At 68.4% G+C, this 23,985-nt stretch carries 21 protein-coding genes; 10 read left to right on the top strand and 11 right to left on the bottom strand.

From position 1 onward, the window contains the following. Nucleotides 1-116: 116 nt before the first annotated feature. From AB0M22_RS34025 to AB0M22_RS34010, 4 genes are all read left to right on the top strand, one after another. Complete coding sequence (locus tag AB0M22_RS34025) at nucleotides 117-1,355, top strand: cytochrome P450 (protein WP_364735664.1); 1,239 nt, start codon at nucleotides 117-119, stop codon at nucleotides 1,353-1,355. A 14-nt stretch (nucleotides 1,356-1,369) separates the two neighbouring features. After that, nucleotides 1,370-2,590 carry a cytochrome P450 gene (locus tag AB0M22_RS34020; protein ID WP_364735662.1) on the top strand — a complete coding sequence of 407 codons (1,221 nt, stop codon included), beginning with the start codon at nucleotides 1,370-1,372 and terminating at the stop codon, nucleotides 2,588-2,590. Nucleotides 2,591-2,603: 13 nt separating this feature from the next. Continuing rightward, nucleotides 2,604-3,983: an FAD-dependent monooxygenase gene (locus tag AB0M22_RS34015; protein WP_364735660.1), complete on the top strand. Its 1,380-nt coding sequence runs from the start codon at nucleotides 2,604-2,606 to the stop codon at nucleotides 3,981-3,983. A gap of 98 nt (nucleotides 3,984-4,081) precedes the next feature. After that, a complete protein-coding gene (locus AB0M22_RS34010; protein ID WP_364735658.1) occupies nucleotides 4,082-5,347 on the top strand; it encodes a cytochrome P450 in 1,266 nt (421 codons plus the stop codon). Nucleotides 5,348-5,405: 58 nt separating this feature from the next. Here AB0M22_RS34010 and AB0M22_RS34005 read toward each other — a convergent pair whose 3' ends face one another. Further along, a complete protein-coding gene (locus AB0M22_RS34005) occupies nucleotides 5,406-7,382 on the bottom strand; it encodes a glycoside hydrolase (protein WP_364735656.1) in 1,977 nt (658 codons plus the stop codon). A gap of 89 nt (nucleotides 7,383-7,471) precedes the next feature. Between AB0M22_RS34005 and AB0M22_RS34000 the strand changes: the two genes are divergently transcribed. The 5 genes from AB0M22_RS34000 to AB0M22_RS33980 all read left to right on the top strand — a co-directional run bounded on the left by AB0M22_RS34000 (nucleotide 7,472) and on the right by AB0M22_RS33980 (nucleotide 11,945). Then, nucleotides 7,472-8,143: a response regulator transcription factor gene (locus tag AB0M22_RS34000; protein WP_364735654.1), complete on the top strand. Its 672-nt coding sequence runs from the start codon at nucleotides 7,472-7,474 to the stop codon at nucleotides 8,141-8,143. Then, nucleotides 8,140-9,513, top strand: a complete 1,374-nt coding sequence (locus tag AB0M22_RS33995) for a HAMP domain-containing sensor histidine kinase (protein WP_364735652.1) — start codon at nucleotides 8,140-8,142, stop codon at nucleotides 9,511-9,513. Before AB0M22_RS34000 ends, AB0M22_RS33995 begins: the two co-directional genes overlap by 4 nt. A gap of 54 nt (nucleotides 9,514-9,567) precedes the next feature. After that, the gene (locus AB0M22_RS33990) at nucleotides 9,568-10,194 is read left to right on the top strand and encodes a LysE family translocator (RefSeq protein ID WP_364735650.1); all 627 of its coding nucleotides are present in this window, start codon (nucleotides 9,568-9,570) and stop codon (nucleotides 10,192-10,194) included. A gap of 150 nt (nucleotides 10,195-10,344) precedes the next feature. After that, nucleotides 10,345-11,217 carry a hypothetical protein gene (locus AB0M22_RS33985; RefSeq protein WP_364735648.1) on the top strand — a complete coding sequence of 291 codons (873 nt, stop codon included), beginning with the start codon at nucleotides 10,345-10,347 and terminating at the stop codon, nucleotides 11,215-11,217. 371 nt (nucleotides 11,218-11,588) lie between these two features. Then, nucleotides 11,589-11,945 carry a hypothetical protein gene (locus AB0M22_RS33980; RefSeq protein ID WP_364735646.1) on the top strand — a complete coding sequence of 119 codons (357 nt, stop codon included), beginning with the start codon at nucleotides 11,589-11,591 and terminating at the stop codon, nucleotides 11,943-11,945. Nucleotides 11,946-12,579: 634 nt separating this feature from the next. On the opposite strand, the gene AB0M22_RS33975 is transcribed toward AB0M22_RS33980, so the two are convergent. The 4 genes from AB0M22_RS33975 to AB0M22_RS33960 all read right to left on the bottom strand — a co-directional run bounded on the left by AB0M22_RS33975 (nucleotide 12,580) and on the right by AB0M22_RS33960 (nucleotide 15,509). Next, nucleotides 12,580-12,990, bottom strand: a complete 411-nt coding sequence (locus tag AB0M22_RS33975; RefSeq protein WP_364735644.1) for an RNHCP domain-containing protein — start codon at nucleotides 12,988-12,990, stop codon at nucleotides 12,580-12,582. 10 nt (nucleotides 12,991-13,000) lie between these two features. Further along, nucleotides 13,001-13,375: an RNHCP domain-containing protein gene (locus AB0M22_RS33970; RefSeq protein ID WP_364735642.1), complete on the bottom strand. Its 375-nt coding sequence runs from the start codon at nucleotides 13,373-13,375 to the stop codon at nucleotides 13,001-13,003. A 269-nt stretch (nucleotides 13,376-13,644) separates the two neighbouring features. Next, nucleotides 13,645-14,868, bottom strand: a complete 1,224-nt coding sequence (locus AB0M22_RS33965) for an MFS transporter (RefSeq protein ID WP_364735639.1) — start codon at nucleotides 14,866-14,868, stop codon at nucleotides 13,645-13,647. Then, nucleotides 14,865-15,509, bottom strand: a complete 645-nt coding sequence (locus AB0M22_RS33960) for a GntR family transcriptional regulator (RefSeq protein WP_364735637.1) — start codon at nucleotides 15,507-15,509, stop codon at nucleotides 14,865-14,867. Before AB0M22_RS33960 ends, AB0M22_RS33965 begins: the two co-directional genes overlap by 4 nt. Before the next feature lie 290 nt (nucleotides 15,510-15,799). On the opposite strand from AB0M22_RS33960, the gene ald reads away from it, so the two are divergent. Beyond that, the gene (gene ald, locus AB0M22_RS33955; RefSeq protein ID WP_364735635.1) at nucleotides 15,800-16,906 is read left to right on the top strand and encodes an alanine dehydrogenase; all 1,107 of its coding nucleotides are present in this window, start codon (nucleotides 15,800-15,802) and stop codon (nucleotides 16,904-16,906) included. Between the two features lie 43 nt (nucleotides 16,907-16,949). Here the strand turns inward: ald and AB0M22_RS33950 are convergent, their stop codons facing one another. From AB0M22_RS33950 to kdgD, 6 genes are all read right to left on the bottom strand, one after another. Beyond that, on the bottom strand, nucleotides 16,950-17,474 hold the full coding sequence (locus AB0M22_RS33950) for an Lrp/AsnC family transcriptional regulator (RefSeq protein WP_364735632.1): 525 nt from the start codon (nucleotides 17,472-17,474) through the stop codon (nucleotides 16,950-16,952). Between the two features lie 183 nt (nucleotides 17,475-17,657). After that, nucleotides 17,658-19,052: an amidase gene (locus AB0M22_RS33945; protein ID WP_364735630.1), complete on the bottom strand. Its 1,395-nt coding sequence runs from the start codon at nucleotides 19,050-19,052 to the stop codon at nucleotides 17,658-17,660. Nucleotides 19,053-19,178: 126 nt separating this feature from the next. Further along, nucleotides 19,179-20,459, bottom strand: coding sequence for a glucarate dehydratase family protein (locus AB0M22_RS33940; protein ID WP_364736115.1), 1,281 nt, complete (start codon nucleotides 20,457-20,459; stop codon nucleotides 19,179-19,181). Continuing rightward, nucleotides 20,456-21,907 (bottom strand): aldehyde dehydrogenase (NADP(+)), encoded by a 1,452-nt coding sequence (locus AB0M22_RS33935; RefSeq protein WP_364735628.1) that lies wholly within the window; start codon nucleotides 21,905-21,907, stop codon nucleotides 20,456-20,458. The genes AB0M22_RS33940 and AB0M22_RS33935 overlap by 4 nt, the downstream gene beginning before the upstream one ends. 15 nt (nucleotides 21,908-21,922) lie before the next feature. Beyond that, nucleotides 21,923-23,059 carry a mandelate racemase/muconate lactonizing enzyme family protein gene (locus tag AB0M22_RS33930; protein ID WP_364735626.1) on the bottom strand — a complete coding sequence of 379 codons (1,137 nt, stop codon included), beginning with the start codon at nucleotides 23,057-23,059 and terminating at the stop codon, nucleotides 21,923-21,925. Next, nucleotides 23,056-23,985, bottom strand: a complete 930-nt coding sequence (gene kdgD / locus AB0M22_RS33925; RefSeq protein WP_364735624.1) for a 5-dehydro-4-deoxyglucarate dehydratase — start codon at nucleotides 23,983-23,985, stop codon at nucleotides 23,056-23,058. The genes AB0M22_RS33930 and kdgD overlap by 4 nt, the downstream gene beginning before the upstream one ends.

Below are 23,985 nucleotides of genomic sequence, written 5' to 3'. Positions count from 1 at the left end.
CGCGATAGGAACGGGTGATCGCCGCCGCCAGCAGGTGTCGGGAAGCCCGACGATGGATCGCGGAATTGTTTTCGCTACCCGCATTTATCCAGTTTCCAGTTATCCAGGAGTTGCCGGTGAGTTCCGACCATTCGGCGGTCGAGGAATTGACCCCGGTCCAGCTGGCGGTCATCGAGAGCGTCGCGCCGCATATGCGGCACAACCCGTATGCCAGTTACGAGACGCTGCGCGCCGCGGGCCCGTTCGTGCCCGGCCCGCACGACATGCACCTGGTGACCCGTCACCACGAGGCGCAGACGATCATGCAGGACCCGCGCTGGAGCCACGCGGAGGAGCCGCAGCTGCTGCACGGCGACAGCGATGTCGAGCTGCCCGGCTCGTTCCTGTGGATGGAGCCGCCGGACCACACCCGGCTGCGCGGGCTGGTCAGCAAGGCGTTCACCGCGCGCACCATCAGCGGCATGCGCGAGCGGGCCGAGCGGTTGGTGGACGACCTGATGGCGAAGATGCTGGCCGCCCGCGACGTCGACCTGCTGGACGCGCTGGCCTACCCGCTGCCGCTGGCCATGATCTGCGATCTGCTCGGCGTGCCCGCCGAATCGCACGACCACGTGCGCGAGATCTCCACCGCCATCGCCCGCGGCCTCGATCCGGACCTGCTGCTGTCCCCGGACGAACTCGCCGCCCGCACCGCCGCCGTCTACGCCTTCCTCGACTTCTTCGGCGAATTGGTCGAGCAGCGGCGCAAATCCCCGCGCGAAGACCTGATCACCGCGCTGGTGCAGGCCGACGACGCCGGCGCCCGGCTCACCTCGAACGAACTGCTCGGCACCCTGCTGATCCTCGTGGTGGCCGGGCACGAGACAACGGTGAACCTGATCGGCAACGGCGTGCTCGCGCTCCTCCGCAACCCGGACGAGTTCGAGCGGCTGCGCGCCTACCCCGAATTGTGCGAACCCGCCGTGGACGAGGTGCTGCGCTACGACGCGCCCGTGCACCTCACCACCCGCACCGCGCACGACGAGATCACCATCTCCGGGCACACTTTCGCGCCGGGCGACGCGGTGATCGTGCTCTTCGGCTCGGCCAACCGCGACCCCCTGGCCTTCCCCGACGCCGACCGCTTCGACCTCGCCCGCTACGCCCGCGGCCGGAAGTCGGAGCGGCACCTGTCCTTCGGGCTCGGCCTGCACTACTGCCTCGGCGCGCCGCTGGCCCGGCTGGAGATGCAGGTGGTGCTGCGCGCGATCACCGAGCGGGTCGCGTCGATGACCTTGCTCGAGGAACCGCCGTACCGGCCGAACGTGGTCGTGCGCGGCATGTCGCAACTTCGCGTCCGGCTGGAAGGCCGATGAGCACAGGAGCCCCGATGAGCACCGCCGTCCCCACTGATGTCACCTTCGACGCCTTCGAACCGAGCGAACGGGCCGACCCGTATCCGGCCTATCGCCGCGTGCGCGACGCCGCGCCGCTGTTCCCGTACGAATTCGGCGACGTGCCGGTCACTTTGATCACCCGCTACGAGGAGTGCGCGGCGATCCTGACCGGCAACGACTGGGGTCACGGGTACGCCGCGGGCATCAGCCCGTTCCGCGACACTACCGCCGCGATCCCCGGCTCGTTCGTCCGGATGGACCCGCCCGAGCACGGCCGCTACCGCAAGCTGGTGGCCAAGGCGTTCACGCCGCGGATGATGGCCGAGATGGTGCCCCTGGCCGGTCAGGTCGTGCACGACCTGCTCGAGGCGGCGGTCCGGCGCGGCGAACTCGACGTGCTGAACGGGCTGGCCGTGCCGCTGGCTGTGGCCATGGTCCCGGTGCGACTGCTCGGCGCGGACCCCGCCGACGGCGCGCTGTTCCGGCAGTGGCAGCTGGCGATCGCCCGCGGCAGCGATCCGGACTCGCTGCTCGGCGAGGCCGATGTGGCCGCGCGCGGCACGGCGGCGATGGAGTGCATGGGCTACTTCGCCCGGCTGATCCAGCAGAAGAAGGCGAACCCGACGCCGGATCTGTTGAGCGCCTTGGTCGCCGCGAGCGTGGACGGTCAGCTGACCGAGCCCGAGGTGATCGGCATCGCGCTGCTCACCCTGGTCGCCGGCATGGAGACCTCGATCAACCTGATCGGCAACGGCATGCTCGCGCTGCTGCGCAATCCGGAACAGCTTGCGCTGCTGCGCGATGACCGGTCGCTGATGGGCCCAGCGCTCGAGGAGATGCTGCGCTACGACGCGCCGACCCAGTTCACCATCCGGGTTGCCTTGGCGGACACCGCAGTCGGCGAGCACCGGTTCAAGCGCGGCGACGGCGTTGTCGTGCTCACCGCGTCGGCCAGCCGCGACGATCGGGTCTTTCCGGACGCCGACACCTTCGACATCACCCGCTACGCCGGAAACCGGCCTGCCCGAAAGCATCTCGGGTTCAGCCTGGGCATCCACTACTGCGTCGGCGCGCCGCTGGCCCGGATCGAGGCCGAGGCCGCGCTGGGCCGATTGCTCGACGAGGCCCCGGATCTGGCGCTCGCGACCGACGAGATCGAGTACCAGCCGAGCCTGATCCACCGGGGCATCCTGTCGCTCCCGGTGCGGCTGTGAGCGAGGCGGCGTCATGACTGAGTCTCGGCACGCGGTCGTACTCGGCGCGGGCATCGCCGGATTGCTCGCCGCCCGGGTGCTTTCCGACCATTTCGCGCAGGTCACCATCTTCGAGCGGGACACCGTCGAGGGCGTCGACGTGCGCCGCGGGGTGCCGCAGGCGCGGCATCTGCACGGGCTGCTCGATCGCGGTCGCACCATCATCGAACAGCTGTATCCGGGGTTCACCTCGGAGCTGGCCGAGCGCGGCGCGACCACCGCGGAGGCGCTGGTCGGAACCCGTTGGTATGTCGGCGGTTCGCGGGTCGCGCCGAGTTCGACGGGGCTCACCTCGGTGATGGCGACCAGGCCGCTGCTGGAAGCCGTATTGCGGCAACGAACCCTGGCCACGCCCGGAGTTCGACTGTGCGAGGGCGCTGCTCGTGGGTTGATCGGCGATGCGCAACGGGTGCAGGCCGTCTCGGTCTCCGGCGCCTATGGCACGCAGGCGCACGCGACGGATCTGGTCGTCGACGCGACCGGACGCGGATCGCGAGCGCCGGTGTGGCTCACCGCACTCGGCGCGCAGGCGCCGGCGGAGGACCGGCTGGAGGTCGACCTCGGCTACGCGTCCCGGCTGTTCCGGCGCACGCCGGGACAATTGGGCGAGCACTCGTCGGTGATCGTCTCGACCGGCGCGAACGGCCGTGGCGGCGGGGCGATCCGAGTGGAGGGCGACCGCTGGCACGTCACCCTGGCCGGCATGCTCGGCGACCATCCGCCGACCGATCCCGCCGGGTTCGCGGCGTTCGCGCGGACCATCTCCGCGCCGGACATCCATGACCTCGTGACCGCGTCCGAACCGCTCGACGAGGCGGTGCCGCACCGCTTCCGGTCGCCGGTCCGCCGCCGGTTCGAACGACTCGACACGGTGCCGCAAGGGTTTCTGGTCCTCGGTGACGCGCTGTGCAGCTTCAATCCGCTGTATGCCCAGGGCATGGCGGTGGCCGCCCAGCAGGTCATGGCCCTGCGCGACTGCCTCCTCGACGGCTCCGAGTCACCTGACCTGCCCGCCAGGTTCTATTCCGCCGCAAGCAAAGTGGTGGACGTCGCCTGGCAGCTCTCCGCGGGGGCCGACCTCAGCCATCCCGGCGTGCTCGGCCCGCGCACGCCGCGGACTCGCCTCACCAATGCCTACGTGGCCCGCGTCCAGCGCGCGGCACACGTCGATCCGCTGGTGGCGCGGACCTTTCTGCGCGTCGCCAACCTGGTCGAACCGCCGACCGCGCTGCTGCATCCGCGCATCGCGAGCCGAATCCTGCTGCGCGGCAACCGCAGACCCGCCGCGCTGCCCGACTTCGGCGGACAACCGTCCGTCGACCGCACACCGATCCTCACCGAGCCGACGAGGTAACGACCCGCACCGGCGCGGGCCCGCGCCTCCCGACCCATTCCGAACGACCGGCGGCACCGGCAGATCGCCGGTGCACCGCACAGGAGGGACCACTCGACATGGACTCGTCGCACGCGAGCACGGCTGTCGCGGAACAGGATTCCGTACAGACCGCGATCGCCCACTTGTTCGGCCCTGACGGCAGATCCGACCCGTATACCCCGGCCCGCGTGCTGCGCGAGGCGGGCCCGGTGCACCAGACCCCGCTCGGCCACCGCGTGCTCACCCGCTACGAGGACTGCGTCGCGGTGCTGTCCACGACCGCGTGGAGTCACGCGGAAGAGGCCGCGATGATGCATCCCACGGTGTCGCCGGAGAACGCGGCCGACGAACTGCCCACCTCGTTCCTCTGGATGGAGCCGCCGGACCACACCCGGCTGCGCAACCTGGTGACCAAGGGCTTCACCCCGCGCATGGTGACCCGGCTCCGCCCGCGCATCGAGGAGCTCACCGAGCAACTCGTCGACAATGCTTTGGCGGCAAGCGAATTCGACCTCATCGAGACCATCGCCTACCCACTGCCCTTGATCATCGCCTGCGAACTGATCGGCGTGCCGCCGGAGGCCTACGGCCAGGTGCACCAGTGGTCGCAGGATCTGGCCCGCGGTTTCGACCACGACTACACGCTGCCCGAGGCGGCATTGAAGGCACGCAGCGCGGGTTCGCGCGGCTTCATGACCTACTTCCGCGAGCTGCTGAACCAGCGGCGGGTCGACCCGAAGGACGACCTGCTCAGCGTGCTGTCCCAGGTCGAGGACCGCGGCGACGTGCTCACCGAGCAGGAGCTGCTGGCCACCTGCATCACCACCTTCGTCGCCGGGCACGAGACCACGGCCAACCTGATCGGCACCGGCATGTTGCAGCTCATGCGCAATCCGGACCAGATCGCCGCGCTGCGCGCGCGTCCCGACCTGTGCGCCTATGCGCCGGACGAACTGCTCCGGCTCGAGCCGTCGGTGCAGATCACCACCCGGGCCGCCACCCGGCCGATCACCGTGGCCGGCCACGACTTCGAGACCGGCGAAGGCGTTGTGGTGCTGATCAATTCGGCCAACCGCGACGACGACGCGTTCGTCGATTCGGATCGGGTCGACGTCGCGCGCTACTCCGATCCGAAGCACCCCGCCAAGAAGCACCTCGGCTTCAGCCTCGGCATCCACTACTGCCTGGGCGCGCCGCTGGCGCTGCTGGAGATGGAGATCCTGCTGGAGGTGTTGCTGCGCAAGGTCAAGGACATCGACCTGCTCACCGACACGCCGCCGTACAAGCCGAATGTCGTGATTCGGGGGCTGGAGGCGTTGCCGACGCGATTCACCCCCGCCTAGACGACTAGGATCGGATCGAAGGACCCGGAGCCGGAGGGGCGCCGGGTCTTTCGCGTTCTCAGTTCCCGAGGCAGAGTCGCCTTGGTGTGGCATCTTTCGCGAGGCGGGCATCGACGCAGCCCGCGGGTAGGTCGCCGGCGGCGGTGGCGCCGAAGTTGGCGGTGACCGTCAGCGCGTTGTCGCCGAATGTGCTGCGCTGCACCAGGTGATCGTCGGTGAGCCACTGGAAGCCGGTCATCGGCAAGGTGCCTGCCGCCTCGTGCAGTGGGGCGAAATACTGTTGCAGGCGGGCGATTTCCGCGCCATGGCTGGTGAGCTGTTCCTGATCCAGGACCAGGTTCAGCGGTGTGTTGTTCAGTATCGCGGTCAGTGCGCGCATCGTTTGTTGTTGCGGCAGCTTGTAGTACGAGAGTTCCCAGCGGTCCAGGTTGATCACCGAGTCGTGCAGCACCGTTTCGTACAGCGGGACGCGGTAGGCCGGATCGAACATGGCCTTGGCTGCCGCGGCAGGTAGTTCGGCGGGTTGGAAGAAGGTCTTCGGCGCGTGGGCCGGTGCCCAGCCACCCCAGGTTTCCTTGTCGCGCTCGGCTTTCCACAGCAGATCCGACACCGGCGTCTGCGAGCCGTGGTTGTAGGCCAGCACCGTGCTCGCCCAGGCGCCCGCCGATTCGGAGCCGAGCACCTGTTTGCGCTCCTCGGCCAGCTTGCGCATGCGAGCGAGGCGATTGTCGCGGTCCTGCTTCTTGTTCATCGCATGGCCGGGGCTGTAGTCGTCGAAGAACTGGCCTGCCGCGTCGACATCGAGGAAGTAGGTGTTCGCTCCGTTCGCGGTGATGCTCGCGTAGCGGTCGTCGAGCAGGCGCGGATCCTGGGCCAGGGCTTGGGTACTGAGGTAGCAGCCGCGACCGCCGAACCCGGTTTCCGGTTTGCCGTTCGCGTCGTGCACGCATCCGGCCGGCCACAGCTGGCCGGGCCAGCGCGAGCTCGGGTTGTCGGCGGTGGCCGGGTCTTGCGCGTTGTCGTACGAATCGTAGGGTCCGGCAAGGTATCCGGCCTGTTTCGCCGCGTCGACGGCCGCGCGGGTCATCGGGTCGTCGCCGGCGTCGTAGCCGAGCCACATGCGGCTCAGGCCGAGATCCTGCATCGTGCGGATGGCTTCGGGTGTGCGGCCGTCGCCCCAGAGGTAGGCGTGAAAAGCGCCGAGCAGCTCGGCGATCGGCGGGTTCTCCCGGATCTTGTCGGCGAGGGAACGGAATTGGCCGTGCTGGATGAGCCAGGCGCGGTAGTCCTTCGCGGCGGCGACCGGGGAGGCGTCGGTCAGGGTGAAAGTGATGGTGTAGTCACGGGTGTCGGCTCTGGCCGCGAAATCGTGTTCGGCGGTGGTTCGGAGCTTTCCGCCGGTGGACTTCACCGTCAGGGTGGTGCCGATGTCGGTGGGGGCGAGGTAGCTCACGCCGCGGTCGCCGATGCGGTAGCCCCAGAAGGGCATGGTCAGTCCGGAGGTCAGGTCGAGGGGATTGTCGATCAGGGTGGCGTCGGGGGAGTTCCAGAACGGATCGGCGACGGGCAGCGACAGGCCTTCGCCGCGCGGGAGTTGCAGTGCGGCGGCGGCCGGATCGGTGCCGGTCACCGGCCAGGCCAGCTGCTCGTCCCGGTCGCTCTGCACGACGACTCGCAGCCGGCCGTCGGCGGTGTCGGCCGCGACGGTCAGGCCCCTCTCCGGATAGGTCCACGTCGCTAGATCGCCGGTGATCCGGATCGGTCCGGCCGCGCCGAGCCCGCCCTGCGCGCTGTCGGACATCGCGATGCGCGTGCCGTCACCGGTGATGCCGGTGATCGACAGCGAGGTCGTGTCCACGTCCGCCTGCCCGCCCTTGATCGGCAGCAGCACGTGGTCGCCGCGCTGCTCCGGCCGTGCGCCGGCGGTGTCGCTGTCGCAGGCCGTGATGCCAAGCCCCGCGATCAGCGCGACGGTGGTGAGGGTGGCCCCGGCCGCGATCCTGCGGTGGGTGCGCTCGTTGCTCCGACGTCTCATGCCAGGCACGGTTCCGCAGCCGGATGAGAGTTCGATGAGACCGCCTCGGGTCCCGGGCCTGCGCGGACCCGATCCGTAGTATCCGGACCATGCGCGTTTTGGTGGTGGACGACGAGGACGCGGTCCGCGAGGCACTCGTGCGCGCGATGGACAGCGAAGGGTACGAGACCCGCGCCGCGGGCGACGGCGCGGCGGCGCTGGCCGAGATCGAGCGGTGGCAGCCGGAAGTGGTGCTGCTGGATGTGCTGATGCCGTTCATGGACGGGTTGACGGCGTGCCGGCGGTTGCGGGCGCGCGGTGATCGCACGCCGATTCTGCTGCTCACCGCGCGGGACGCGGTCGCCGATCGGGTCGACGGGCTGGACGCGGGTGCGGACGATTACCTGGTCAAGCCGTTCGACCTGGATGAGTTGCTCGCCCGCGTTCGGGCGTTGGTCCGGCGCACCTATCCCGATGACGGTGCCGTGCTGTCCTGTGCGGACCTCGTCATGGACACCACCGCGCACGAGGTTCGCCGGGGCGCGCGCCTGGTCGAACTCAGCCGCACCGAGTTCGCGCTGCTCGAGGTGCTGCTGCGCAACGAGGGGCAGGCGCTGCCGCGCGAGACGCTCATCGAACGGGTCTGGGGGACCGGGCTCGGCTCGACGTCGAATTCGCTCGAGGTCTACATCCGCTACCTGCGGCGCAAGCTGGAAGCCGACAACGAATCCCGGCTGATCCACACTCTGCGCGGCATCGGCTACCGGCTGGCTCCGCCGTGAGGTTGCCCGGTTCACTGCGCGCCCGCATCGCGCTGTTCTGCGTCGCCGCCATCGCGGTGGCGCTCGCCGGCCTGGGGTTCGCCGCCTACGCCGTGGTCGCCCACGAACTCGACAGCTCCCTCGACCTCGGCCTGCGCCGGGAAGCCACCCGCATCACCCGCACGATTGCCACGGATGCCGACGTGGCCACCGCTTCCGGACCGTGCCGATATCTGACCGCGCCGAGTTGCGTCCAGGTCGTGGCCGCCGACGGGCGCATCGAATCCGAGCACGATCCGAACCAGCCGCTGCCGGTCGATTCCGACACCACGTCGGTTGCCGCCGGTACTCACTCCGCGTTCTTCCGTGACATCCGTCTCGACGGTTATTCGCTCCGGATGTACACCGCGCCACTGCGTTCCGGCTCCGCGGTACAGATCGCGCAGCGCTCGGACCCGGTCGATACCAGCCTTCGCCGGGTCGCCTACGCACTGCTCGCCGCGGCGGCCGTCGGCATCCTGCTCGCCGTCGCGGCTGGTCTCGCCGTCGCCCGCCGGGCCGTCGCCCCGGTCACCACGCTGACCGCGGCCGCCGAACGCATTGCCGGCACCCGCGACCCTCGCCACCACATCTCCGTCACCGGACCGGACGAACTCCAAAGCCTGGCAACCAGTTTCAACACCATGCTGGACGAACTGGATCAGGCGTTGACCGCCGAACGAACCTCCCGCGCCGCCCAGCATCGTCTGATCGCCGACGCCTCCCACGAACTGCGCACCCCACTCACCGCCCTGCGCACCAACATCGACCTGCTTCGCCGTGCCTCCCGCCTCACCGCCGAACAGCTCGACGAAACCGCCGCCGCCTTGCGCGTTCAATCCGAGGAACTCTCCGGTCTCGTCACCGACCTGATCGACCTGGCCCGCGCGGACGACCCGGCCGCGGCCCCGGAATCCCTCGAAGATCTCCGCCTGGACCTGCTCGTCGCGGACTGCCTGCATACTGCTGAACGTCACTGGCCGGCAATGATATTCGAGGCCGAACTGGCACCGACCACGATCCAAGGCGTCCCCGCGCGCCTCACCCGCGCCGTCACCAACCTGCTCGACAACGCCGCCAAATTCAGCCCACCCCGAGGCCAGATCCACATTCGCCTGCACCACAACGAACTGACCGTCCGCGACCAAGGTCCTGGAATCCCACCCGACGACCTCCCGCACATCTTCGACCGCTTCTACCGCTCCGCCACCGCCCGCACCAAACCCGGCCACGGGCTCGGCCTGGCCATCGTCGAACAGGTCGCGGACCTCCACGGCGCCACCGCAACCGCTGAATCGCCGCCCGCCGGTGGCGCGGTATTCCGCCTCGCCTTCCCTGAGTCGGCGGACTGATCCCGCTCTCGATATTGCGTCGCCAGATACGCGCCGTGCTGCCAGAATCAGCCGATGCCGGTCGACCAGAATCTCCTTCTCGCCTTCATTGCCACCACGTTCATCGCGATGATCACGCCCGGCCCGGACATGCTGTTCGTCCTCGGTTGCGGGATGCGGGGTGGTCCGCGCGCCGGACTGCTGGCCACCGCGGGGGTGGCGACGAGCGAGGCGATTCACGTCGCGGTGGCGGCGGCCGGGCTTGCCGCACTGTTCGCCGCGGTGCCGGTGGCGTTCACCGTGGTTCGGGTGCTGGGTGCCGGATATCTGATCTACCTTGGCGTGCAAGCGATTCGGCGGCGGTCGAGTCTGCCGTCCGAGGAAGAGCAGGTGGGTGTTTCCGGGCGGAAGGCGTATCTGTCCGGGCTGTTCACCAACCTGCTGAATCCGAAGATGGTGACGTTCACGATCGCGTTCCTGCCGCTGTTCATCGACCCGAGTCGCGGCCAGATCTGGTTGCAGTTCGTGATTCTCGGCGCGATCATGATCGCCTTCGAGTTCCTCGTCGACGGCGCGGTGGGGGTGCTCGCCGGCCGGATCGGCGGGTGGCTGCGCCGGCGGCATGCCGCGCGTCGCCGGATCGAGGTCGCCACCGGCGGGATCTTCATCGGTCTCGGTGTGCGGCTGGCCGTCCAGCACTAGCTGGCACTCGCCGTATAACCCGCCGATCCCCAGATTTGCCGCTGGCGTGCTGGGCCCGGAAGGAGAAATATAGGCGTGCAACCGCCAGCGGACGGTGTCGCGAAGCCAGACCGCCGCCGCCCCTGTTCGGGTACGAGATGGGAGCGGACTGTGCACGACGCCACCGATACCACCGAGGCACGGCCGGGCGCGTCCGCCGACGGACCCGCCGAGTCCTACACCTGGGAGATCGTCCACGACGGCGCGACCGTCGAGTCCGGCGAGAGCTACCTCGGCGACGCGCACCCGCTGACCGGCAGCACCGCGGGCCAGCACTACGAGATCGCCTGCGGGATATTCGAGCAAGCCTGTGACGCGGCGGTGGAGGAGCACCGCTACGAGGTGATGATGGCGCGGGTGGAAGACCGGCCCGAACCGCGCTCGGTCACCGTCGTCACGGTGCTGCTGCGTTATGCGGACGGCAGCGTCGCGGTCTCGATGACCGCGCACCCGCGGCACCGCCCGATCACCGATCAGGACCTGGACGAATACCGCGACTACCTGGAGTGGGCGGAAGAGGACCACCGCCGCTTCCTCGAACAGAAGACGCTCGGCGACGAACCCTTCGACCTGCCCTGGGAATCCACCGAGGACGAGTGGACACCCGATGAGACGATCGACCAGTCCGATCCCCGTCTGGCCCGGATCGCCGAGCTGGAAGCCGAGGCCGCCGACATCCGCGCCGAGGTCTTCGACCCCGACCACTGCCGTGAACTCCACTTCCGCGCCGACCAGAAACAACGCGAAGCCCGCACCGCCGCAACGGAAGCTGCCGCCACCGGCGACACCGCCGCGCTCGCGGCGGCCGAGCGCGAACTCGCCCACCGCACCGAACGCGTCACCCGCTGGACCACCCTGCTCGCCGAATCCACCGCCGCCTACCTTCAGGCGGCCGCACTGGACGCGGAAGCGACGCAGGTACGCCGCGCATTGCAAGCCGACACACAACCGGCCGAAGCAGGCCTGCTCGGCGAATCCACGTAGCTGTTCCAGCTACGGCATGTCGCTCATCCTGTATGCCGTTGGTATTCGGCTGTTTTGAGCAACCACAATGGTCACCTGTGCGACTGCTCAATTGCGACTGTTTGCAGCGCGCCCCCGCGAGGCACATCCAGGCCATGAATTCTTGGGTAGGAGCATAGCCCTGTGGGCGGTTCCTGGCAGCCGCTCATCGTCGGCACCACATCCCGTCACGGGCTAGGTCCCACGTGGAACGGAAGCTTCGGGTTACACCTTGGGTTGCAGTTCTGATTCAACTGTGGATCTGGGCTAGATCTGAACCTAAATCTGAAGGACACTTGCCTTGCGCGATAAGAATAGATCTGCGCTAGATCAGAAAGTCATTAGGTAGAGGAATGAGCGATTACTACGAGTCCTTCGCCGATTTCGGCGAGAACATCGATGACGCCGGCGGCGTGCTGCTGACCACTATGGGCGTGCTCCGCGACGTACATGGTGCCGACAAGTTGGGAGTCCACATCCGTAGGGCGATCAAAAATCAATTGAAGAGCCACGGCATCGGCACATTGCCAGAAGAGCTGCCCACATATCAGCACGAAGCGGTCCGACTGTTCCGCCTCGGTAGCCCCATCGAGGCAGTCATCAGCGCAGTGCTCCATCCCAGTGAGAACGGTGACGAAACACTGCGCAGGACAGCTGGATCGGACGCACAAGAGGTCTTGAACAAGATTCGTCAGCTCGTATGCGGTTAGAGACCGCTGAACTTAAGGTGCCGAGTTCGATCATCGAAGGTGGATTCCGGTGCAGCGAAGCACCTTCATAGAGTCGGTACGTCGGTGCGGATCGAAATGCGTAGCCGCAACGAAGCCGCCACTAGTTGCACCAGACCGTCTTTTTCGCAGCTAAGGGTGAGCCCGCCGACGCCGCTGAACATCGCTGCGGTGCCGGTGCTTACCTTAAGCATGACGAACCTTACGGTTGTCGTGGGTAGCAGTCTGATAGGAAAATTAAGAGTCTTCGAGCGGTAGCCTCCTCGGTCCCTTCGGATACGAGCATGGACGTACAACCTCGTCCGTGTCGTTGCTGCGGCCGTGTGCGCGATCAGCGTGCTGCCTGTCACCTATGGAATCGGGGGACGCCCGCCCCGACGTCGGCATCACCGCTCCGGAGAAGACATGTATTGGTGCCAGAGATCAGTCGGGAGTTGTGCTGTTGGAACGCGAATGCGAAGAGCGAGGCGGCATGGAGTCGGTTGCGCCGCCAACGTATACGGCGTGTGCTGCGCCTTCAAGAAACACGCGTCCAGTTCAAAAAGACGTTTCCTGAAACCCATAGCATCGCTGCTGTTCCGGTGCCTATCGCTCGCGCGATAGGCACCGGACGACCTCACAGCGCCAGCAGCGCGCGGTGACCGATCTGGGGATCGGCCAACGGGCGCAACGCTATTCGCATGAGGGCCAGGGCGTTGTCGTCGCCGGCTATGCGGTTCGCCTTGACCGCACCGCAGGCCAGGCACTGGTGGACGAGTTGCCATTCGCCGTTGTCGCGGGCGGACATGCTCACCGCGTCCATCCGTCCCTTGCACGGCTCGGCCCGGTCGCCGGGGACGCGCCGGTCCACGTGGCGGCTGGTCAGGCAGTGCGGGCAGTGGTTGCGGTGGGCGGTGCCCGGTGCGGCGAGCGGCACGTCCATCCGGCAGCCGAGGCAGCGGAACGCGTCGCCGGATTCGCCTGTGCGGCCGTGCAATACGTCCTTGGCGCGTTGCGGGCGATGACCCGCCGGTTTTCTGCGTGGCATGGCGCACCCCCTACAAATCGCCGAATACTTCGAGCGGGAACGGCGGTTCGGCGAGTGGGCGGACCGCCATGCGCATCAGGATGAGCTGGTTGTCGTCGCCGCACACGGGGTGCAGCGCCAGCTCGTGGCAGCGGGTGCACCGATGCACGACGGCCCATTCGCCGGTGCGCAGCACGGCGATCGACAGCGGCGCCATCCTGGCCCGGCACTCGGAGGTACCGCCCTCGACGTGGTCGTGGGTGTGCCGCGAGTTCAGGCAGCTCGGGCAGTGATTGCGCCAGCTGTTGTCGGGGGCGAGCGTGGCGACGACGAGGCCGCAGCGCACGCAGGTGAAGGTGTCGGTGCGCAGCGATGCGCTCGGACCGTGAGAGGTGTTGTCTGACACCCGGATTACTCCTTTTGCTGAGGACTTGATGACAGCAGGAGCAGGCCGAGCGCGCCTCGAAGCTATTGAGCGGCGGTTGGCTGTGCGGGCGTGCGCGAACCGATGCGGTTCGACTCGACGCGGTGAGGCGCGCTCGGCGCAGTCCGGGGCATAGACGCTCAATTCTGGGCCGTCGGCCCGGTAAACCGATCGCTCGGGCGCTGCTATCAGCGCGGCAGCAACGGTAGCAACGCCGGCTCAATGGTCGCCACCGATTTTGCGCGGGGCGCTCAGGTCCGATAGTTGCGGGCCACGAGCCCCAAGCTGCCCGCCGCGACGACCGCGGCGACGGCGAACATCGCGGGGTAACCGAAGCCGAACTGCTGATTCAGGAACGACAGCAGGGCGGGCACGCCGAAGCCGAGGTAGCTCACCGAGTAGAACACCGCGGTCAGCCCGGCCAGATCGTTCGGACGGGCGATCCGCTCGATCTCCTGGAGTCCGGCGACGAGTCCGATGCCGTATCCCGCGCCGAGTACGACGGCGGTGAGCAGGGTTGTCCAAAGCGTGAGCGCGCCGGAAGCCCAAGCGGCAGCGACCATTCCGGTGGTGACGCACGCCAGCGAGACGACGGCCGCGCGAGCGGTGCCCGGCCTGTCGATCCGCCGCGCCACCGACTGGATCGCGAAACCGCAACTGAGCGTGATGACACCGACCAGCGCCGAGAACGCGATCGGCGCGCCGTGGATGTGCGGCGCCATCAACGCCGGCATGATCGCGTAAGCCGTTCCGGCGGAGGTGAACAACCACAGCGCGACCGGCAGTGCCACGCAAAGGAATCGGCGGTGCCCGGCGGCAGGCACCTTCAGGTCAGCGATCAGCCGCCCCGGATTCCGCTGGGGGAGCACCGTTTCCGGCGCTCGCGCCACCCACAGCGCAGCCACCAGGCACAGCGTCACACTGATCAGATAGGCGAGCGCGTTCGGCCACGGCGCCCACTGCGCCAGCACTCCGGCGAGTCCCGCGCCGACCGCGAACCCGCCGGTGAGGCTCATCGCCGAGCGCCGCGCCCCGGTGCCACCCGGTGACGCGGGCCCGAACGGCGGCTGCGCGAGCTCCTTCAGCCAGCTGCTGCCCACCGCCATCGCCAAGCCGAGCGCGATCCCGCACAGCACCCGGCCGGCGGACAGCACCGGCACCGACGCCGACCCGAACGCCAGCAGCAGCGAGCCCGCCGCGCTGATCAGCGGCGCCGGCCGCAACAGCGCGCGCCGCCCGTACCGATCCGAGAGCGGCCCGCCGATCAGTAGCGCGGGCACGAGGCCGAGCACGTAGTAGAACAGCAGCAGATCCACGGTGGTCGAGGGCAGGCCGTGGTTCTTGTACATCACCAGCAGCGGCGTGAATTCGTTTCCGCCCCAGGCGATCGCGAACATCGTCGCGGCGACGCCCCACCACGCCTTCGACGTGACCCGGGTGGGTGCGGGCCGGACCGCGGTGGTCAGCGTCGTCATCGCAGCCCCCGTAGTTCCAGCTGGTGCACGCCGGACAGGTGCTCGGCCAGCGCGGTGGCGAACTGCTCCACCTCGCCGGCCTCGATCAGCCCGGCCAGGTGCGCGTGCTGCTCGATGATCCGGTCGATGTCGATCGGCCCGCGGCGCAGCGCGACGCTGTTCATCCGCCGCTGCCGCTCGCGCAACGAGTCGTAGAAGCTCGCCAGCAGCGGGTTGCCCGCCGCGATCACATACGAGCGATGGAAGTCGGTGTCCACCAAGGCGAACTGGTCGAGGTCGCCGGCCGCGGCCAACTCGCGCTGCCGGTCGAGCGAGGAACCGAGCATCGAGGCCAGCGCCGTGCGATCGGTCGATGCCAGCGCGCGCACCGCGGCCGCCTCGACGACATAGCGGGCGTAAGCGACGTGCTCGGCCTCGTCCGGCGGAATCGGCACCACCAGTGCGCCGCGCTTCGGGTAGAGCTTCATCCACCCTTCGGTCTCCAGTCGCAGGAACGCCTCGCGCACCGGCGTCCGCGACGTGCCCAGGTCGGCGGCGATCTCGCCCTCGCTGATCAGCTCGCCACCGGATAACGTGCCGGTCAGGATGCGTTCCTTGACCTCGCGATAGGCCTGCTCAGCTGATGAATACGTCTTAGACACAAGTTGTATCTTAGGCAAGATCAACGGCTTACCGACTGTGGGGTCGGTTGCCCGCAACCGCGCGCCGCCCTTCGCCTGGGCGCCTCGGGGCCGAACATCCTGCGGGCTGGGAGACTCATGCCGCGTCAGATCTGAGGATTCAACAGCCTTGACCGGCAATCTGAGAATTATCTTCAAAGATCTAGACCTGATCTTGCAGGATATTCATAATTTGAGGCAGAACGGTCTAGATTATGCGGACCAGCTATGAACATTCAGCTATCAACATCCATCGACATTCAGGAGCGCAGGTGAAGATCGGGGTCCCCCGCGAGGTCAAGAACCACGAGTATCGGGTCGCGATTACCCCGGCCGGTGTGCACGAGCTCGCTTCCCGCGGGCACGAGGTGTACATCGAGACCGGTGCCGGTCGTGGCTCGGCGTTCGAGGACGAGGCATACACCGTGGCAGGCGCGCGGGTGCTGAACTCCGCCGACGAGGTCTGGGCCACCGCCGACCTGGTGCTCAAGGTGAAAGAGCCGGTCGCCGAGGAGTATTCACGCATGCGTGAAGGTCAGGTGCTGTTCACCTACCTGCACCTCGCGGCCTCCAAGGAGTGCACGGACGCGCTGCTGAGCTCCGGCATCACCTCGATCGCCTACGAGACGGTCACCGGTCGCGACGGCTCGTTGCCGCTGCTGGCCCCGATGAGCGAGGTCGCGGGCCGGCTGGCCCCGCAGGCCGGTGCCTACCACCTGATGCGTAACGGCGGCGGCCGCGGCGTGCTGATGGGCGGCGTGCCCGGCACCCCGCCGGCCAACGTGGTCGTGATCGGCGCGGGCGTCGCGGGCGGCAACTCGATCGCCATCGCGCACGGCATGCGCGCCGAGGTCACCGTCCTCGACCTGAACATCGCCCGGCTGCGCGAGATCGATGCGCAGTACAAGGGCCAGGTCCGGACCATCATGTCCAACCGGCTCGAGGTCGAGAAGGCCGTCCGCGAAGCCGATCTGGTGATCGGCGCGGTGCTGGTCCCCGGCGCGAAGGCGCCCACGCTGGTCTCCAATGACCTGGTCGCGCAGATGAAGCCGGGCTCGGTGCTGGTCGACATCGCCATCGATCAGGGCGGCTGCTTCGCCGATTCGCACCCGACCACGCACGCCGACCCGACCTACCGGGTGCACGAGTCGGTGTTCTACTGCGTCGCCAACATGCCCGGCGCGGTGCCCTACACCTCGACCGTCGCGCTCACCAATGCCACACTGCCGTACGTGGTCTCGCTGGCCGAGCACGGCTGGCGCGAGGCGGTGGCGATGGATCAGGGCCTGGCGAGCGGTCTCAGTACGCATGGTGGTGTGCTGCTGTCCGCATCCGTCGCGGCCGCACACGGTTACGCCGCCGAAAGCCTGGCCGCGTAACACGTTTCGCAAGGGCGGCCGGCCTCCGGGTCGGCCGCCTTTGTCATGCCGTGGGATTCGTCCGCGGCCGCATGTGCTCGAAGATCAGGATCGTCTCGGTCGAGGCGACCGCCGGATGCTCGCTCAGGTTGTTCAGCACGAACCGGCGCAGCTCGTCGGTGTGCGAGGTGGCGACGTGGATCAGGTAGTCGTCGGCGCCCGCGATGAAGTACACGTTGAGCACCTCCTCGAACTCCGACATCTGCTCGCCGAACTCGGCCAGATGCTGGCGGGCGCTGGCCCGCAGCCGCACCGCGATCATGGCTTGCAGGCTGCGCCCGAGCGCGGCCGGATCGATGTCGGCGTGGAAGCCGCGAATGACGCCGCGTTCCACCAGCGCCCGCACCCGCCCGAGGCAGGTGGACGGCGCGATGCCCGCCGCGGCCGCGAGCGCGTTGTTCGTCATTCGGCCGTCGCGCGCGAGCTGGTCGAGCAGAATCCGGTCGATATCATCGATCGGCACCCCGGCCGGTGGATGGATCGGCGGCACCGGCGTGGTCGAGCCGCCGGGTGAATCATTCTTACGCATCCCTCGACCGTACAGAATCTTGTTCGTAGAAATCACCTTTGTTATGAATATTATTCGTGCGGTCGTCCGACTGGGTGGGTCGTGGACACCGTGCACCAGACGATGGTGCGTGCGAGGTCGACGAAAGCAGGTGCGATATCACCCAATTCGGTCACCTCGTCACCCTATCCGCCGAACCGGTTTTCAGCCTGCCGGACGAGCATGCGGCCGCGCCTGTTCGAGCTGCGCGGCGACGGTGAGGATGGTCGTCTCGCCGTTGCTCGGCCCGACCAGCTGAACCGCCAGCGGCAGCCCGTCCGCGGCGATGCCCGCGGGCAGCGAGGCCGCCGGGTGACCGGTCACGTTCCACAGCGTCGTGTAGGCGACCAGTGGAATGGATCTGATCTGGGCGCGGACGGTGCTTGCGCCGTCGAGCGCGCCGATGCGCGGCGGACGGCCCGCGAGGGTGGGGGTGAGCAGCAGGTCGCAGTCGGCGAAGACCCGATCGACCTTGTGCGCCAGGGCTTCTCCCTGCCGGATCGCCCATTCGACGACCGGACGGCGAGCCCACGTGCCCATCGCGATGGTCTGCCGGGTGCGGCGTTCGAGACGCTCCGGATGCTCGACGTGCTCGGCTTCGTCCCGCACGCCGCCGAAGAACTGCGGGAAGAAGGCTTGCAACGACTCCGGGTAGTGCGGGTCCACCTCGAACACCGAATGACCCAGGTCGGCAAGTAGTTTCGCGGTGTCATGCACCGCGCGGACGTGCTCGGGATCCGGCTTCGCCAGGGCGGATGGCGATTTCGTGCTGTAGCCGATCCGCAGGGGTGTACCGGCTTGCCGCGCGGCCTGCTCGAAGGACATCACCGGGTCCGGCGCGGTGAATCGGTCGCCGGGGGCGTTGCCGCGGATCACGTCGTAGACGATGGCGGAGTCCAGCACGCCGCGGGTCAGCGGCCCGGTGACGCCGAGCGACCACCACAGATGCTCGAACGGCGCGACGGGCACCCGCCCGCGCTGCGGCTTGAGGCCGAACAGCCCACAGCAGGCCGAGGGGATCCGGATCGAGCCGCCGCCGTCGCTGCCGATCGCCACCGGGACCAGGCCGGCCGCGACCGCCGCGGCCGAACCGCCGCTGGAGCCGCCGGTCGTCCGGTTCCGATCCCACGGATTGCGGGTCACGCCATAGGTGCTCGACTCGGTGAACGGCCACTGCCCGAATTCCGGCATCGTGGTCTTGCCGACGATCACCGCGCCCGCGGCCCGCAACCGGCGCACGACCTCGGCGTCGGCCTTGGCCGGGGTCGAGTTGGCCCGGGTGCCGAAGGTGGTCACCAGCCCGGCGACGTCGATCTCGTCCTTGATCGCGATCGGGACGCCGTGCAGCGGGCCGGCGTTGCCCGCGGCGCGCTCGCGGTCGCGCTCGATCGCCTCGGCCCGGGCCTGCTCGTGCCGGATCTGGGTGAACGCGTTCAGATCCTTGGCCGCGTCGATGCCGGTCAGCGTGGCGGCGACCAATTCCTGGGCAGAGAGGACTCCTTGCTCCAGCAACTCCCGCTGCTCGAGTACGCCCGCCGATACGACGTCCTGGAGATCCATCTGCACCGCTCCTCTCGGCCACACAGCGCTGCGTGACCAGCCCGACTGAACCGTCGGGCCGAAGACCCGACAGTAGATAGTCGTACGACCATTTCGCAATCGATACGGATGCGGATCACAAGGAGTTCAATATTTGGGCGAACTGGGTGGGCGGTATTGCGGATCGGCGGCGCGCATGGCCGCGACGTCGTCGCGATCGCGCAGCGCGGGCAGGCGCTGCCAGCGCTCGTGCAGCCGGGCCAGCGCGTCCCGGTCGAGGTCGATGCCGAGGCCGGGGGTGTCGGTGACCTCGATCGAGCCGTCGGTGAAGGTGAACGGCGTGGTGATGACGTCCTCGGCCTGCCAGGGATAGTGGGTGTCGCAGGCGTAGTCGAGGTGCGCGACGGTGGCGGCGACGTGGGTCATCGCGGCGAGGCTGATGCCGAGGTGGGTGTTGGAGTGCATGGAGATGCCCTTGCCGTAGGCGTGGCAGACCGCGGCGAGGTCACGGGTGGCGTGCAGGCCGCCCCAGAAATGGTGATCCGACAGCACGACCTGGACGGCGTTGGCGTCGAAGGCGGGGCGGATTTCGTCGACGGCGGTCACGATCATGTTGGTGGCCAAGGGCATTCCGGTGCGGCGGTGCAGTTCGGCCATGTCGTCGAGGCGGGCGGTCGGGTCTTCGAGGTATTCCACGATGCCGGTGAGTTGTTCGGCGACGGTGTTGGCGGTGGCCGGTGACCAGCCGCCGTTGGGGTCCAAGCGGAGTGGATGGTCGGGGAACGCCTTGGCCAGCGCGGTGATGGCGGCGACCTCTTCCTCCGGTGGGAAGACACCGCCCTTCAGCTTGAACGAGCGGAATCCGCCGTGCGCGCTGAACTTTTCGGCCAGTCGGACGACGCCGTCCGGGTCGAGGGCCGCGCCCCATTCGTCGGTCGGGGCGTCCGGGGTCGGGTGTTCGGCCCACTTGTAGAAGAGGTAGCCGGAGTAGTCGACCCGGTCGCGCACCTTGCCGCCGAGCAGGGCGTGCACGGGCAGGCCGAGTTCGCGGCCGTGTGCGTCGAGGGCCGCGGTCTCGAAGGCGGAGATGACGCTGAGCCGGACCTTGTCGGTGGTCAGGGTGCCGCGCAGGCCGCCGGCGACCGGGTTGTCCTCGAGTAGGCGGGTATCGCCGGCGTCGAGTAGTCGGATCGCGTTGATCGCCGTGACCGGCATGCCGATCAGCTTCGGCGCGAGTTCGGTTGCGCGGGTGAGGTATTGGTGGTCGCCGTAGGTTTCGCCGAGACCGAGGGCGCCGCTGTCGGTTTCGACTTCGACGATCAGGCGCGGCGTGTAGGGCTGGTGTAAGCCACCGACATTGAGCAGCGGTGCGTCCGCGATGAGGATCGGGGTGAGGCGGACATCGGTGATGACAGAGGACATGGTCAGTCGCGCTTTCCGTCGATGCGGCGGGGGAGCTGCCACGGGTTGTCTTCGCGGAGGGCGGGTGGGAGCAGACTGTCGGGGAAGCCTTGCCAGGCGACGGGGCGCAGGAAGCGATCGATCGCGGCGGTGCCCACCGAGGTCGTGGTGGGGGCGGTGGTGGCGGGGTAGGGGCCGCCGTGTTGCTGAGCCCAGGTGACGGTGACGCCGGTGGGCCATTCGTTCCAGATGAGCCGTCCGGCCAGGGAGGTGAGCGCGGGCAGCAGTGGGCGGACGTCTTCTATCTCGCTGTCTTCCGCGAAAACCGTTGCGGTGAGACCAGGTTCGAGTTCGCCGAGCAGCGCGTTCAGCTCGGTTGTATTCGCGTACTCGACTACAAGCGCCGCGGGACCGAAGCATTCGGTGCGCAGTAATTCCTCGCCGGCCAGGAAATCGGCGGCGGAGATCTTCAGCAGGGTCGGTGCGAGCAGGTCGTCTTGGATGTCTGGCAGTGAAAGCGGTGTTACGGAAGGATGTTCGCGCAGGCTCGTGACGCGGCTGCGGAAGCCGTCGGCGATGCGGTCGTTGAGCAGCTGCTGCCCGGGAGCCTCGCGAACGGCTGTGCGGAGTGCGTCGGTGAGGCCATGTCCGGTGGGCAGCAACAACAGTCCGGGTTTGGTGCAGAACTGCCCGGCACCGAGCGTGAACGAGCCGACGAAGCCCGCCACGATCTGGCGACTGCGCGCTCGAACGGCCTCCGGCAGGACCACCACCGGATTGACGCTGCCCAGCTCGCCGTAGAACGGGATCGGCCGCGGCCGCGAGTTCGCGATATCGAACAGCGCACGCCCGCCGGGCACCGACCCGGTGAAGGCCGCGGCGGCCATGGCTGGGTGCTGCAGCGCGGCCGTACCCGCGTCGATACCGTGGATGACCGCGAAGATTCCGGCGGGCGCGCCCGCTTCGATCAGAGCGTCCCGCACGATGACTCCGGTGCGCGCCGACAATCGCGGATGCCCGGAGTGCGCCTTGAGCACGACCGGGCAGCCCGCGGCCAGCGCGGAGGCGGTGTCACCGCCGGCGACGCTGAACGCGAACGGAAAGTTGCTCGCGGCGAACACCAGCGTCGGACCGATCGGGACAACGCTGCGGCGGATATCCGGCCGCGGCCCCATCGGCCATTGCGGGTCGGCGTGGTCGACGGTGGCACGCAGGAACTCGCCGTCGGCCAGCACCTCGGCGAACAGGCGCAGCTGAAAGGTGGTGCGCGCCAATTCACCCCGCAGCCGCGGGCTTTCCGGGAGTTGTGTTTCCTCGGCGGCGATTGGCACCAGTTCGTCGGCCGCGGCGTCGATCGCATCCGCGGCGCGTGTGAGCCACTGGGCACGCTCTGCCGGTGTGGATTCGGCCAGTCGGGTGGCGGACTCGGCTGCCGCGTCGATGATGCGGGCCAGGTCGTTCGGGTCGGTATCCATGCTTCCTCCGAAAGGTCAGGCGCGGGCGGAGTATTCGGCGACGGTCCAGGCTCGCGCGCGGTCGCTGAGGGTGACGCCGAGGCCGGGACGCGCCGACAGGTGCATCCGTCCGTCGGCCAGCTCGAGCCGCTCGTCGAACAGCGGGTCGAACCATTCGAAGTGCTCGACCCACGGTTCCCGGGCGTAGGCGGCGGCGAGGTGGACGTGCACCTCCATCACGAAATGTGGGGCCAGTTGCAGGTTTTCGCTGTCGGCCAGGGCCATCACCTTCAGGAACTGGGTGATGCCGCCGATCCGCGGCGCGTCGGGCTGCACGATATCGGCCCCGCTCGCACGGATGAGCTGGGTGTGCTCGGCCACGCTGGTCAGCATCTCCCCGGTCGCGATCGGGGTATCGAATGTCGCCGCGAGCCGGGCGTGACCGTCGAAATCGTAAGCGTCCAAGGGCTCTTCGATCCACACCAACCCGAACGGCTCGAACGCCCGGCACATCCGGCGCGCGGTGGCCCGGTCCCACTGCTGATTCGCGTCGACCATCAACGGCACTCGGTCGCCGAGTTTTTCCCGCACCGCCGTGACCCGGGCCAGGTCGACGGCGCTGTCCGGATGTCCCACTTTGAGTTTGATGCCGCCGATCCCGTGTTCGAGGGACTCCGCCGCCCGGTCGAGCACCTCCTCGATCGGCGCGTGCAGGAATCCGCCGGAGGTGTTGTAGCAGCGCACCGAATCCCGATGCGCACCAAGCAGTTTCGCCAACGGCAACCCGGCGCGCTTGGCCTTGAGATCCCACAGCGCGACATCGAACGCCGCGATCGCCTGCACCGCGAGCCCGCTGCGCCCCACCGACGCGCCCGCCCACATGAGCTTGTCCCAGATCTTGGCGATGTCACTGGGATCCTCGCCGAGCAGCACCGGGGACAGCTCCCGTGCGTGCGCGAATTGCCCAGGGCCGCCGGCCCGTTTCGAGTAGCTGATGCCGAGGCCGGCCAGCCCGGACGCGGTGGTGATCTCCGCGAACAGCACCGCCACCTCGGTCATCGGCTGCTGCCGGCCGGTCAGCACCTTGGCGTCGCTGATCCCGGTCGGCAGCGGCAGCGCGACCGAGGAGAGGCCGACCTCGGTGATGCGGTCCAGGGTTGCCGCGCCGCTCATGCCGCGTCCGCGCCGGTGACGGTCGCGATCAGCGTCCCGAGTTCGGCGCGCTCGTCGTCGGTCAGGTTTGTCAACGGCGGCCGTACCGGCCCGGCGGGACGGCCGATCGCGGTCAATCCGGCCTTGATGATGGACACCGCGTAACCGGGCCGCCGGTCGCGAATGTCGAGGTAGGGGATGACGAACTCGCGCAGGTGCCGGTAGACGGTGTCCCGGTCCCGCGCCTGCACCGCGCGATAGAACGCGAGGGCGAATTCGGGCAGGAAGTTGAAGATCGCGGAAGAGTAAGTGGTGACACCCATTTCGGTGTACGGGAGGGCGAAGGTCTCCGCGGTCGGCAGCCCGCCGATGTAGGTGAGCCGGTCGCCGAGCCTGGCGTAGATCCGGGTCATGGTCTCGATATTGCCGACGCCGTCCTTGAAACCGACCAGGTTCGGGCACCTTTCGGCCATCCGGGCCAGGGTCACGTCGTTGCAGGTGGCGTTGGCGCGGCTGTAGAAGATGACGCCGAGCGACGTGGCCGCGCAGATCATGGCGACGTGTTCGATCAGCCCTTCCGGGCCCGCCTCGGTCAGATACGGCGGCAGCAGCAGAATGCCCTCGGCCCCAGCGGCTTCGGCTGCCCGAGCCTGCTCGACCGCGGCCGCGGTCCCGGCCGTGGCCGGCGCGATGACCGGCACCCGCCCGCCGGTCTCGGAGACCGCCGCGCGCACCACCTGATCGATCTCCGACGGCGTCAGCGAGAACCCCTCGCCGGTCCCACCGGCCGCGAACAACCCGGCGACGTCGTATTGCGCCAGCCAGGCGATGTGCTTGCGGTATGCGGCCTCGTCGAACGCGAGGCCGGCGTCGAAGTGCGTGACCGGGAACGACAACAGCCCCTTGCCCAGCGCGGGGCCTAATTCCTCAGCGGATAGATGCGACAT

It is taken from the genome of Nocardia sp. NPDC051756, from assembly GCF_040681495.1.
Taxonomy (GTDB): domain Bacteria; phylum Actinomycetota; class Actinomycetes; order Mycobacteriales; family Mycobacteriaceae; genus Nocardia.
Note: the sequence above shows the minus strand (reverse complement) of the source record. Positions and strands in the feature narration are given on the sequence as shown.